Source organism: Thioalkalivibrio sp. ALE17, from assembly GCF_000425605.1.
Classification (GTDB): domain Bacteria; phylum Pseudomonadota; class Gammaproteobacteria; order Ectothiorhodospirales; family Ectothiorhodospiraceae; genus Thioalkalivibrio.
In genome coordinates this window covers 42333-54437 of the sequence record NZ_AUDT01000016.1, presented here as the reverse complement: position 1 = coordinate 54437, position 12105 = coordinate 42333, and the positions used below count along the sequence as shown (strand labels likewise).

Genomic DNA, 12105 nt, shown 5'->3' with positions numbered 1-12105 from the left:
GGTTCGGCCACGCTCCAGAACATCAGGCCGATACCCATGCCGGCGGCAAACAGCATGGAGAACCAGGAGATCACGGAGAACTCCGGCTTGGCGTCCTGGCCGCCAATGCGGATGCGCCCGATCGGCAGCAGGATCAGGGCCAGACAGAACAGAACGAAGATGTTGCCGGCCGACAGGAACAGCCAGTCGAAGGTGCGGCCGATCCACTGGCGCGTGGCGTCGAGGTGTTCGTTGGCCTGTTCCGGAAAGATCAGGGACAGGATGACGAATACGACGATCAGGAATGCGCTGACCACGAAGACCGGGTTGTGCAGGTCCAGCCCCAGCGGGTTGATGTTCTGCTCACCAATCTCGTGGTCGGTGTCGTATTCGGCTTCCAGTGCCTCTTTCTGTTTTTCGAGGTCCTGCGGATTCTCGCTCACCGTCTCCTCCTTGGCTTTTTTCCGGCATGTTGCCGCGGCCGAATGTCGGCCCGTTGCAACCCTGTCGAGTAAAGACAGTGCATCGAAAAAATGCAAAGGACCGGTCCAGAATGCGTTTTACCGGCGTGAGGGAGGAGCCCGGCGCCTCAGCGGCGCGACAGCTCGCAGAGGGCTCGAACATGGGCCGCCGCGCTGCGCCCGAGCGACGGGAAGTCGTATCCACCCTCCAGCATGGAGACCAGGCGCCCGCCAGCGTGGCGCGCGGCGACATCGACCAGGGCGCGCGAAACCCAGGCGAAGTCGTCTTCCGCCAGGTGCAGGCTGGCCAGGTGGTCGTCCCGGTGGCCGTCGAACCCGGCCGAGACCAGCACCAGCTCCGGCTGAAAGCGATCCAGGGCGGGCAGCCAGTCGCGTTCGATCGCGGCGCGAAAGGTTGCGCCGTCGGTGCCGGCGGCCAGGGGCGTGTGGATCAGGTGATCGCGTTCGGCCAGCGGTGTGCCCGGGTAGAACGGGTGCTGGAAGGAAGAGCAGTAGAGCACCCGGGGGTCCTCCCGGAAGATGTCTTCGGTCCCGTTCCCGTGGTGGACGTCGAAGTCCGCGATCGCCACGCGCGCGAGGCCATAGTGCGCCAGCGCGTGGGCGGCCGCCACCGCGATGTTGTTGAACAGACAAAAGCCCATGGCCCGCTCGCGTTCGGCGTGATGGCCGGGCGGGCGGACGGCGCAGAAGACATGGTCGGCTTCCCCTTCCATGACGGCTCGCACGCCCGCCACCCCGGCTCCGGCCGCGTGCAGCGCGGCCGTCAGCGAGCCTTTGCTCATGACGGTATCCGCGTCGAGCATCGTCTGCTGCCCGGGAGCCGGGGCGCTGGCCCGTATACGGGCGACATGCGCCGGGCTGTGGACCCGCTCGAGTTGCGCGTCGGTGGCCGGGGGCGCGTCCAGCAGGATCAGGCCTTCCAGCAGGCCCTCGTCGAGCAGGGCATTGCGGATCGCGTGCAGCCGCCCGGGTCGTTCCGGGTGGGTCGGGCCCGGATCGTGCAGCAGGCAGTCGGGGTGCGAGATATAGGCCGTATGGGTCATGGTCAGCCTCCGTCGGGGCACCTCCTGCGAGTATAGGGGCAGACAGCGGCCCGATGCGGTGGCCCCGTGCGGCCCCAGCCGGTACGGTAGAACTCAATCCATGGTAAAGAGGAGATGTGCATGAAGGCCTTGCTGATCGACCCGGAGAAGCAGACGATCGAGGTGGTGGAGGTGGAAGGGCGCGAGGATATCGCGCGGCTGATCGGTTTCGATACGCTCGAGTCCGACGAGATTGGTCCCGATGGTGACCGCCTGTTCTTCGACGAGGAGTGCTTCCTGCGGGGGACGACCGGGCGTTTCCAGATCGACAACGTGATCCCGGTGTCGGGCAAGGGCCTGGTGGTGGGGAGCCGCGACGACGGCGCCAGCCTGCAGGACGTCGTATCCGACCCGGATGCCCTGCGGGCGCGGATGAAATACCTCTAGGGAGACGCTGATTGAATCGCGCGTCCGCGCTCGAGTCGCTTTTGCGTGCGAACAAGGCGCGGTGACTGCCGTGCAGTTATTCTGCACAAGGGAACCGCAACGCCGTGCGCGCGCCCGTTTTCGATTAACAACGGGCGGCCGAGCCCCCGCTTTCAATAGCTTGTGGGGTTGGTGCCCCCCGATTCTGAATGAATATGGCCCGATCCTGCGTTGCGCCCCGAATCCATCGAAAACGGGCGGGTAGAACCACTACCCGCTGCACGACGCGCCTTGTCTCGGAACGTTTTGTCTCGAACAACTGGGGGCACCAACGCGGACGCGCGATTCAATCAGCGTCTCGCTAGGGGGCTCAGCGCAGCTGGCTGTCCTTGGAGGCGCGGCGGTTGTAGGGGCTGGTCGCGTGGTGCTCGGCGTCCTGCGCCTCCTGGCAGGTGATGCACAGGCGCACACCCGGCAGGGCCTGGCGCCGTCCCTCGGGAATCCGCGCGCCGCATTCCTCACATTCGAGCAGGCTTTCACCGGCCGGGAGTTCGCTGCGCACGCGCTGCAGGGCATCCTCCACCGTGTGGTCGATCTGCTCCTGCTCCGCTCCGTCCTTTGCCCATCCGCCCGCCATTCGCGTGCCCTCCCTTTTGCGCATGCCTGCAAGGCTGAGACCGCCCGGACCGGGTGTGAAGTTCCGGCGGGCCGGGGCGGGGCGTGCCCGCCCGGGTAGTCTGTTCCCCGCGTGGCAGGGGCTATCCGTGGCCGAATTCGCGGGCGACGTAGTCGATGTCCTTGTCGCCGCGTCCGGAGAGGTTGGCCAGGATGGTCGTGCCCGGGTTCTCGCGTCCGTGTTTCATGGCCCAGGCGACGGCATGCGCGCTTTCCAGCGCCGGGATGATCCCTTCGGTCCGCGATAGCTGGTAGAAGGCGTCCAGGGTCTCGTCGTCGTTGATTGCGTGGTAGGCGACGCGTTCGGTGGTCTTCAGGTAGGAGTGTTCCGGGCCGACGCCGGGATAGTCCAGCCCGGAGGCGATCGAGTGCACCGGCGCCGGGTTGCCTTCCTCGTCGGCCAGCAGCATGCACTTGAAGCCGTGGATCATGCCCGGCTTGCCATAGGTCATGGTGGCGGAGTGCTCGCCGAGCTTGGTGCCGCGCCCCAGCGGTTCCACGCCGTTCAGCTGCACCTGTTCGTCCTCGATGAAGCCGGCGAACATGCCCATGGCGTTGGAACCGCCGCCGACGCAGGCGACCACGTGGTCCGGAAGCTCGCCACCGCTCATCTCCAGGTACTGTTCGCGCGCCTCGATGCCCACCACCGACTGGAAATTGCGCACCATCAGCGGGAACGGGTGCGGCCCGACCACGGAACCGATCGCGAACAGGGCCTCGTCCGCCTGCGACAGGTAGGACTGGAAGGCCGAATCCACGGCCTCCTTCAGCGAGCGGCCGCCGAAGGAGACGGGCACCACCTGGGCCCCCATCAGCTTCATGCGGGTGACGTTGGGGGCCTCCTTGGCGATGTCGATCTCGCCCATGTGAATCTCGCACTCCATGCCGAAGTAGGCCGCCGCGGTGGCCAGGGCCACGCCGTGCTGTCCGGCGCCGGTCTCGGCGATCAGCTTCTTCTTGCCCATGTGCTTGGCGAGCAGCGCCTCGCCCATGCAGTGGTTCAGCTTGTGCGCGCCGGAGTGATTCAGATCCTCACGCTTGAGGTAGATATGCGCACCTACCGAGCGGCTCAGGTTGTGGGCGTAGTACACCGGCGTCGGGCGACCCTGATAGTGCTTGCGGATGTAGCGCAGCTCGTTCAGGAAGTCGCCCGAGCGCGCCAGGGTGCGGTAGGCGTGATTGATCTCGGCGAAATGCGGTTCCAGTTCCGGTGGCAGGAACGCGCCGCCGAATTCGCCGAAGTAGCCTTCCGGGCTGGGGAAATCCTTGAGATACGACATGGGCGGTCTCGATGCTGGATGGGTTGCGATCAGGGGGTCCGTCCGCGCGGACGCCAGGGCGTATGATCCTTCGCGCGGCGTGGGATGCCAAGCCCGAGGTGCTGAAAGGGCACTCGGTGGCGGCGGCTTGTGCTGCGGGGCGCGCCACGGCGCAGGAACCCCACTGTCATCGCGAGGCGCGCGGCGCCGTGGCGATCTCCGTGCTGGCCCCGGTGGCCGGATGGGTCCGGGGGACTCTCCAAACGATTGCCGTGGCCCCTGCGGGGCCTCGCAATGACGAGGGGATGGGCGGAGCTGCGGCCCCGTTCGCGCGCGCACTCAGTAGTCGAGCCGGTTGTAGCGGATCACGCGATCCAGCTCGGCGGTGCTCAGCGCGAGGCCGTAGTCCTGCTGCAGGCGGGCGTGCAGGTCGGCGGGGCTGCTCGGGGCCGGGTCCATCTCGCGGGCGAACTGGCCGACATCCTCGATGACCGCCCAGGGATAGAGGATCCAGCGCCACTCCTGTACCGCCTGGCTGTGGAAATCGGCGCGACAGGACGTTCCGGCCTTTTCGTGCAGCACCGCGGTACGTACCGCGGCGGGCTGGAAGCCCTCCAGGTGCGGGCGGGCGGCCGCCAGGGTGTCCCCGGAGTCGTTGACATCGTCCACCAGCAGGACCCGTTCGCCGCGGACGTCGCCGGCGAGCGGGACGGTGACCGCGGCCGGCTGTTTCGCGCGGGCACCCGAGGTGTAGTGTTCGACCTTCAGGCTCAGCAGCTTGTGCACGCGGAGAAAGTCGCAGAGAAAACGCGCCGGCATGAAGCCGCCGCGGGCAATCGCCACGATGCAGTCCGGCTGGAAGCCGCTGTCCAGGACCTGGCGTGCCAGGTCGTCGGCCGCCCGGACCACCTCGTCCACGGTGATCAGCTGGACCGGCATCTTGTTCGGTTCAGGCATACGCCGCGATCTCCACGCCGGCGGCTTTCATCTTTTTTCGGGCCTCCGCGCCGCCCTCCGGCGTAACGGGCAGCGCGGCATGCGGGATCAGGTGGACGTCAAAGCCGTTGTTGCGCGCGTCCACGGCTGTTGCCGCCACGCAGACGTCGAGGGCCAGCCCGCCCAGCCAGATCCGCGTCACGCCCCGTTTCCGCAGTTCTTCGGCCAGGCCGGTCTGGTCGAACGCGGAGTACTGGTCATGGTCGAAGCGCGTTCCCTTCGTGACCTTGATAACGCCGGCAGGCAGCGCGAGGTCGGCATGGAACCGGGCCCCGGGCGAGTCCTGCAGACAGTGTGGAGGCCAGGGGCCGCCCTGTTCCCGGAAGCTCGGGTGTCCGGCCGGGTGCCAGTCGCGGGAGGCATAGACCGGCAGTCCCAGCGCGTCCGCGGCCTCAAGCCAGCGGTTGAGCACCGGGATGACGGTGTCGCCGTGATCAATGGCCAGGGCCCCGCCGGGGCAGAAGTCGTTCTGTACGTCGACGACCAGCAGGGCGTCCCCCGTCTGAAGCTGGTGGCGTGGATCGTCCGTCATGAGACTCCCCCTTGGTGTTGCCGCTGGCCGGATGTGGCGTGCCGGGCGCGTATGGCGCGGGTGACCGCATCCTGGTGTGCCTGTAGCGCCGGGCTGACGGACACGGGGTAGGGTGTCTCCGCGGGCTCGATGGCGCGGATCGCGGGGGGCAGTTGCGCCCGCTGTTCCCGCGCGTGGTCACGCAGCGTGTCCAGGTCGCGAGGATGCGCGGGCAGGCGCTGGCCCTCGTGCATCACCGGCCGCAGTAACGGTTCCCCGGGCTGGTTTTCGTCCTGACGGGCAATGATGTCGCCCGCGAACCGGTCGCCTTCCCGGCGCCGGAAGATCTGCTTGGCGCCCGGCAGGATGGGCTTGCCACTGGAGAGCTTGAGGCGGCCTTCTCCGGCGTACTCGGCCAGCTTGTAGGCGATATCCAGGTCCGGCACGTCGGTGGAGATGCCCATGCTGGTGCCGACGCCGAAGGCGTCGATGGGTGCGTCCCGTGCCAGCAACTCCGCGATCGCGTGTTCGTCGAGGCCGCCGCTGGCGAAGATCCCGACCTGCTGCAGTCCGGCGTCGTCCAGCATCGCCCGGGCTTGGCGGGCCAGTGTTCCGAGATCACCGGAGTCCAGGCGGATGGCGCGAACGCGGAAGGCCTCGCCCCGTTCGTGGCCGAGCTGGATGACCCGGCGCACGCCTTCGAGGGTGTCGTAGGTGTCCACCAGCAGCACCGTGTCCGGGTAGAGGCGGGCAAAGGCGGCGAAGGCCTCGGCTTCATCCTCGTGCGCCTGGATGTAGCTGTGGGCCATGGTGCCGCTCACCGGGACGCCGTAGCGCTTGCCCGCCAGCACATTGGAGGTACTGGCGACGCCGGCGATATGGAAGGCGCGCGCGCCCTTCAGGGCGGCGTCCAGCCCGTGCATGCGGCGGGCGCCGAAGTCGACGACCTGCCGCTCCCCGGCCGCGGTCACCAGGCGCGCGGCCTTGCTCGCCTGTACCGTCTGCAGGTGGATCTGGTTCATCACCAGGGTCTCGATCAGCTGGGCCTCGGGGAGCGGCGCGGTGACCTCCAGGATCGGTTCGTTGGCGAACACCGGGGTGCCCTCGGGCACGGCGCGGACCGTCCCGGTGAAACGGAAGGCCTCCAGCCAGCGCAGGAACCGGTCGGAGAAGCGGTCGAGGCCGGCCAGATAGTCGAGATCCGACAATTCGAAGCGCAGGTCTTCGAGCTGTTGCAGGACGGTGTCCAGCCCGCAGGCCAGCAGATAGTTGCGGCGCTGCGGCAGGCGGCGCACGAACAGGCTGAAGACTGCGGGTTCGTGCAGGTTCTCCTCGTAGTAGGCCTGAAGCATGGTGAGTTCGTAGAGGTCCGTGAACAGCGCCAGGCCAGGGGTGTACGGGGCGGTTGCGTGCCCGGCGCCGGTCATGCCGTCAGCTCTTCCAGGATCTGCGCGTGGATCTCGCGATCGGCCTCGGTGTGCAGGACGAAGCGGATGTGGCCGACGGCGTCCAGACGCGGGGTGGCGCCAATGACCGTCTGCAGAGCGATCCGGGCGGCCTCCTCGACGGGATAGCCGAACGCCCCGGTGGACAAGGCCGGAAAGGCGATGCCGTAGACCCCGGCCTCTTCCGCCCGGAGCAGGGCATTGCGGTAGCAGTCGGCCAGCAGTCGGCTGGCCGGCTCGTCATGCCCGTAGACCGGCCCGAGGCAGTGGATCACGAAGCGGTTGGGCAGGTTGTGGGCGTCGGTCAGAACGGCCTGACCCGGTTCGATCGGCGCCAGCGGCTGGCATTCACGCTCCAGCCCCGGGCCCGCGGCACGGTGGATGGCTCCGGCCACACCACCGCCCGGTCGCAGCCAGGCATTGGCGGCGTTGACCACCGCATCCATGTCGCGTTGCGCGGCGATGTCGCCGGTGGTGCATTCGATGGTGACGCCGTGAACCTTGACCCGCATGTGTTCCCCTTGTCCGGAATGCCCGTGGCCTGGCCGGCCCCTGATCCAAGCATAGGGCACTCGTCCCAATCGGGTGAACCGCGTCTCAGCGAGCGTCCCCGGCGAGCCGGTCGCGTACCGCCGCGGTCAGTTCCAGCGAGCGCCGTCGCGCCGCGTGATCGAAGGTGGAGGTGGTGACGATCAATTCGTCAGCGCCGGTCTGCTCGAGAAACCGGCGGATCTCGGTCTCCACCGTGTCCGGTGCGCCGATCGCGGAGCAGGCCATGGTCTGCTCGACGATCGCGCGTTCGGCGCGGTCGAGCCGCTCGCGGTAGCCCTCGACGGGGGGCTGGATCGGTTCCGGGCGCCCGCGACGCAGGCTGATGAACGCCTGTTCCATGGAGCTGGCCAGGGTGCGGGCCGCGTCGTCGGTGTCGGCGGCGTACACGTTGTAGCCGAGCATCGCGTAGGGGCGGTCCAGCCATGCGGACGGTCGGAACTGATTCCGGTACAGCGCCAGTGCGTCCATCAGTTGCCCGGGAGCGAAGTGCGAGGCGAATGCGTAGGGCAGTCCCATGCGGGCCGCCAGCTGGGCGCCGAACAGGCTGGAACCCAGGATCCAGACGGGCACCTGCTGGCCGGCGCCGGGGATGGCGCGGATCACCTGGTCCGGCTGCGGATCGTCCATGTAGCCGAGCACTTCGGCGACGTCCCGGGGGAATTCCTCGGGGTCGATGTCCGGGGCGCGGCGCAGGGCGCGGGCCGTGGTCGGATCGGTCCCGGGTGCCCGGCCCAGTCCCAGGTCGATGCGGCCGGGGTACAGGGCGTTCAGGGTCCCGAACTGTTCGGCGACCACCAGGGGTGCATGGTTCGGCAGCATGATGCCGCCGGCACCCACCCGGATCTGTTCGGTGGCGGCCGCGACCTGGCCGATCACGACGGCGGTGGCGGCGCTCGCGATGCCGGGCATGTTGTGGTGCTCCGCCAGCCAGTAGCGCCGGAAGCCCAGCGTCTCGGCGTGGCGCGCCAGATCCAGGGTGTTGTGCAGCGCCCGGCCGGCGTCGCCATCGGCGGTGATCGGGGCCAGGTCGAGGACGGAGAATGCGGTCATGGGTGCGATTGTACCGGCGCAGGTGTCGGGCGCAGCCGCCGGCGTTGCCGGTGGGGTCTATAGTCGGGTTAAGGCCTTGCCGGAGGGCGCGCCATGAGTATTTCCAGGACCCTGAACAACTTTCTCGACGAGCATGCGGTGACCTACCAGATCGTGCACCATCCGCACTCCGACTCGGCCAGCCGCACGGCCGAAGCGGCCCATGTGCCGGGTGACGCCGTGGCCAAGGCGGTGCTGCTGGTCGAGGAGGACGGGCAGTACCGCCTGGCCATCGTGCCGGCCACGCGCCGGGTGAAACTGGGACGCCTGCACCGGCTGCTGGGCGAGCATGTGGGCCTGGCCACCGAGGACGAGGTGGCCCGCGTGTTTGCCGACTGCGAACGCGGCGCCATCCCCGCCCTGGGGCCGGCCTTCGGGCTGGAGACCCTGGTGGACGAAAGCCTGCTGGAGCAGCGCGACGTGTATCTCGAGGCCGGCGACCACGAATCCCTCGTGCACCTGCGCGAGGCGGATTTCCTGTACCTCCTCGGCCAGCCCCGCCGCGGCGACTTCAGCGCCCACGTCTGAGTTGCCGGCCCTGACGACACTACCCTCCCCCGAGCGAATTCGGTATCGCGCGGCCACTTCGTCTATCGTCGGTGGCTGTCCTGCAGGAGGAGGTGGCTGGATGACGACGATGGATCCGTTTCTGGAGATGGCGCTGGACGAGGCGCGCGAGGGGCTGGGCGAGGCCGGAATCCCCATCGGGTCGGTGCTGGTGCACCGGGGCGAGGTGATCGGGCGCGGACACAACCGGCGCGTGCAGCAGGGCAGTGCCATCCTGCATGCCGAGATGGATGCGCTGGAGAACGCTGGGCGACAGCCCGCGCAGGTATACCGCGAGTGCACGCTCTACACGACGCTGTCGCCCTGCGCGATGTGCAGCGGGGCCATCGTTCTCTACGGTATTCCGCACGTGATCATTGGCGAGAATGAGTCCTTTCTCGGTGAGGAGGACTGGCTGCGCGGGCACGGCATTCAGGTGGATGTGGTGCAGGACCCGGGCTGCCGCGAACTGATGCGGTCGTTTATCGAGAACCACCCCGAACTGTGGCACGAGGACATCGGCCACTGACACCACCTTCCGGCGACTGCGCGGGCTCAGGGGCCTTCGCGGGGCGGCGGGTCGGCGTAGGGGTAGTCGCTCGCCTCCAGGTTTTCCTGGAAGCTTTCGAGGCGTTCCACGGCCAGGTCGGTGCGGTTGAACTGGGCGATGTGGAACAGGGCGTCGCCCTCGTTGATCAGCGGCAGGTTGAGTTCGCCGATGATGATGCCGGAGGCGGGGGCGAGGATCTCGGTCTCGGTCTCGCCGAAGGGGTCGGAGACGATGGCCAGCCGGGTCTGGTCGCGGACGACGCGATCGCCCTGGCGCACGAAGGTCCGCAGGATGCCGCTTTGCGGCGCCCGGACCCAGCCGCTGGTGCGGGCCATGATGGGCTCCTTGCGCGGGCGCCGGCGCACGGCCGGGAGCATCTCCAGGTGGCGCATGACCTCGATGATGCCGTGTACCCCGCCGCGGATGGAGAGCTCGTCGAAGCGCAAGGCCTCGCCGGCCTCGTAGAGCAGGATCGGGATCTGGCGTTCCGCGGCCGCCTCGCGCAGGGAACCGTCGCGCAGCGCGGAGTTGAGGATAACCGGTGCGCCGAAGGCGCGGGCGAGCTCGCGGGTTTCCGTATGGTCCAGATTGGCGCGGATCTGTGGCAGGTTGGACCGGTGGATGGCGCCGGTATGCAGGTCGATGCCGTGCGTGCAGCGCTGGACGATCTCGCGCATGAACAGCCGCGCGACCCGGGCGCCCAGCGAGCCCTTCTGCGATCCCGGAAAACAGCGGTTCAGGTCGCGCCGATCGGGCAGGTAGCGGCTCTGGTTGATGAAGCCGTGCATGTTCACCACGGGCACGGCGATCAGGGTGCCCTTCATGCGCCGCAGGGCGGGCACCTTGAGCAGGCGGCGGATGATCTCGACGCCGTTGATCTCGTCGCCGTGGATGGCGGCACTGACGAACAGCACCGGCCCCTTGCGCCGGCCGCACAGGACCTGAACCGGCATGTTGGTGGGTGTGTGGGTGTACAGCGCCCCCAGTTCCAGCTCCACCGTGCGGCGTTCGCCTGGGCGGACCGTGGTGCCGCCGATCGTGATCGGGTCGTTGCGAACGGCCCGCGGAGTCGCCATTAGCCGCGGCCCTTGGTCTTGGTCCGGTTGGGCTTGGCGTTCTTCTCGATGAAGTCGATGATCATGCCCGCCACGTCCTTGCCGGAGGCGTTCTCGATGCCTTCCAGGCCGGGCGACGAATTGACCTCCATGACCACGGCGCCGTGGTTGGAGCGCAGCAGGTCCACGCCGCAGACGTTCAGCCCCATCACCTTGGCCGCGCGCACGGCGGTGGCGCGTTCTTCCGGGGTAATGCGGCACAGCGTGGCGCTGCCGCCACGGTGCAGGTTGGAGCGGAACTCGCCTTCCTTCGCCTGGCGCTTCATGGCGGCGACGACCTTGTCGCCGATCACGAAGCAGCGGATGTCCGAGCCCTTGGCCTCCTTGATGTATTCCTGCACCAGGATGTGCTGCTTCAGGCCCATGAAGGCCTGGATGACGCTCTCGGCCGCCTGCTTGGTCTCGGCCAGTACCACCCCAAGGCCCTGGGTGCCTTCCAGCAGCTTGATCACGCAGGGCGCGCCGCCCACGGTGGCCAGCAGGTCGTCGATGTCGTCCGGCGAGTGTGCAAACCCGGTGACCGGCAGGCCGATACCGCGGCGCGACAGGAGCTGCAGGCTGCGCAGCTTGTCGCGCGAGCGCGAGATGCCGACGGACTCGTTCAGCGGATAGACGTTCATCATCTCGAACTGGCGCAGCACGGCGGTGCCGTAGAACGTGATGGACGCCCCGATGCGCGGGATGACCGCGTTGAACTGGTCGAGGATGTCACCCTTGTAGTGGATCTGCGGGTTGTGCGCGGTGATGTTCATGTAGCAGCGCAGCGGGTCCACCACACGGACCTCGTGGCCCCGCTGGTCGGCGGCCTCGACCAGGCGTCGGGTGGAGTAGAGCTTGCTGTTACGCGAGAGGATGCCGAGTTTCATTCAGGCGCCTGCTGGGCTGTCGGGGTGGACGGACGATGGCTGGCAATGAACGAGGCCTGAGGATCGACCAGGAAGCGACCCCGCATGGCCTCGCGGCCAAGCAACATGCGAAAGAGCATGGTATCGCGGCTGGTCAGGGAAAGCTCAACGGGCAACAGCAGCGGGCCCAGTTGCACGCGGGTGGCGATGAAATAGCGATCGCCGCTGTGCCCGCCGGAGTCGGTGACGCGGCGGATGTCCAGTACCGGGGCCTCGCACCAGACCTCGGTTGTGGCGTCGTGCTGGTGAGGGTGAATGCCGAAGCGTACCCATTCGTGACCGTCACGGGTGAACGGCTCGATGTGGAAGGTGTGGAGCGCAGAGCTGCGCGCGCCGGTATCGACCTTGCACTTGATGGCGGGGATCCCGAGATCGGGGAGCCCGACCCATTCGCGCCAGCCGAGGATGGGCGCCTCGCGGGTTTGCGGTGTAGTTTGGCTGGAAGGGGACGGGTGATCCACGTCGGCTCCCGGTGCGGGTGGAAGCCTCACTATAGCGAATCACCCGCCCGCTGCGAGCGGCCGGGGTCACTTGGTTGCATGTGACCCCGAGG

General features: G+C 68.0%; 15 protein-coding genes. 3 read left to right on the top strand and 12 right to left on the bottom strand.

Features of this window, described 5'->3' with window-relative positions; translation table 11 throughout:
• Together H609_RS0109780 and H609_RS0109775 are read right to left on the bottom strand one after the other, a co-directional pair.
• Positions 1–422, bottom strand: a 422-nt coding sequence (locus tag H609_RS0109780; RefSeq protein WP_028484856.1) for a BCCT family transporter, incomplete at its 3' end; no start/stop codon positions are given.
• 146 nt (positions 423–568) lie between these two features.
• Positions 569–1504, bottom strand: a complete 936-nt coding sequence (locus H609_RS0109775) for a histone deacetylase family protein (RefSeq protein WP_028484855.1) — start codon at positions 1502–1504, stop codon at positions 569–571.
• Positions 1505–1624: 120 nt separating this feature from the next.
• Between H609_RS0109775 and H609_RS0109770 the strand changes: the two genes are divergently transcribed.
• The gene (locus H609_RS0109770; RefSeq protein WP_018866126.1) at positions 1625–1930 is read left to right on the top strand and encodes a hypothetical protein; all 306 of its coding nucleotides are present in this window, start codon (positions 1625–1627) and stop codon (positions 1928–1930) included.
• Positions 1931–2279: 349 nt separating this feature from the next.
• On the opposite strand, the gene H609_RS0109765 is transcribed toward H609_RS0109770, so the two are convergent.
• From H609_RS0109765 to H609_RS0109735, 7 genes are all read right to left on the bottom strand, one after another.
• Positions 2280–2546 carry a DksA/TraR family C4-type zinc finger protein gene (locus H609_RS0109765; protein ID WP_018876375.1) on the bottom strand — a complete coding sequence of 89 codons (267 nt, stop codon included), beginning with the start codon at positions 2544–2546 and terminating at the stop codon, positions 2280–2282.
• Between the two features lie 121 nt (positions 2547–2667).
• The gene (gene trpB, locus H609_RS0109760) at positions 2668–3864 is read right to left on the bottom strand and encodes a tryptophan synthase subunit beta (RefSeq protein WP_018866128.1); all 1197 of its coding nucleotides are present in this window, start codon (positions 3862–3864) and stop codon (positions 2668–2670) included.
• Between the two features lie 318 nt (positions 3865–4182).
• Positions 4183–4800 carry a phosphoribosyltransferase gene (locus tag H609_RS0109755; protein ID WP_028484854.1) on the bottom strand — a complete coding sequence of 206 codons (618 nt, stop codon included), beginning with the start codon at positions 4798–4800 and terminating at the stop codon, positions 4183–4185.
• Positions 4793–5371: an isochorismatase family protein gene (locus H609_RS0109750; protein WP_018877593.1), complete on the bottom strand. Its 579-nt coding sequence runs from the start codon at positions 5369–5371 to the stop codon at positions 4793–4795. Before H609_RS0109750 ends, H609_RS0109755 begins: the two co-directional genes overlap by 8 nt.
• Positions 5368–6777 carry a nicotinate phosphoribosyltransferase gene (locus H609_RS0109745; RefSeq protein ID WP_028484853.1) on the bottom strand — a complete coding sequence of 470 codons (1410 nt, stop codon included), beginning with the start codon at positions 6775–6777 and terminating at the stop codon, positions 5368–5370. The genes H609_RS0109750 and H609_RS0109745 overlap by 4 nt, the downstream gene beginning before the upstream one ends.
• On the bottom strand, positions 6774–7307 hold the full coding sequence (locus tag H609_RS0109740) for a macro domain-containing protein (RefSeq protein WP_028484852.1): 534 nt from the start codon (positions 7305–7307) through the stop codon (positions 6774–6776). Before H609_RS0109740 ends, H609_RS0109745 begins: the two co-directional genes overlap by 4 nt.
• Positions 7308–7392: 85 nt before the next feature.
• Entirely contained in the window at positions 7393–8397 is a 1005-nt protein-coding gene (locus H609_RS0109735; RefSeq protein WP_028484851.1) for an LLM class flavin-dependent oxidoreductase, read from the bottom strand.
• Between the two features lie 93 nt (positions 8398–8490).
• Here H609_RS0109735 and H609_RS0109730 point away from each other — a divergent pair, with 93 nt between their 5' ends.
• The gene (locus H609_RS0109730; protein ID WP_018866134.1) at positions 8491–8964 is read left to right on the top strand and encodes an aminoacyl-tRNA deacylase; all 474 of its coding nucleotides are present in this window, start codon (positions 8491–8493) and stop codon (positions 8962–8964) included.
• Between the two features lie 109 nt (positions 8965–9073).
• Positions 9074–9511 (top strand): nucleoside deaminase, encoded by a 438-nt coding sequence (locus H609_RS0109725; RefSeq protein WP_018866137.1) that lies wholly within the window; start codon positions 9074–9076, stop codon positions 9509–9511.
• Between the two features lie 26 nt (positions 9512–9537).
• Here the strand turns inward: H609_RS0109725 and H609_RS0109720 are convergent, their stop codons facing one another.
• Genes H609_RS0109720 through H609_RS0109710 form a run of 3 tightly spaced genes read right to left on the bottom strand, consistent with a single transcriptional unit; the run spans position 9538 to position 12013 of the window.
• A complete protein-coding gene (locus tag H609_RS0109720) occupies positions 9538–10608 on the bottom strand; it encodes a succinylglutamate desuccinylase/aspartoacylase family protein (protein WP_028484850.1) in 1071 nt (356 codons plus the stop codon).
• Entirely contained in the window at positions 10608–11513 is a 906-nt protein-coding gene (rimK, locus tag H609_RS0109715) for a 30S ribosomal protein S6--L-glutamate ligase (protein WP_018876384.1), read from the bottom strand. Before rimK ends, H609_RS0109720 begins: the two co-directional genes overlap by 1 nt.
• Positions 11510–12013 carry an ATP-dependent zinc protease gene (locus H609_RS0109710; protein ID WP_018866140.1) on the bottom strand — a complete coding sequence of 168 codons (504 nt, stop codon included), beginning with the start codon at positions 12011–12013 and terminating at the stop codon, positions 11510–11512. The genes rimK and H609_RS0109710 overlap by 4 nt, the downstream gene beginning before the upstream one ends.
• Positions 12014–12105 lie beyond the last annotated feature (92 nt).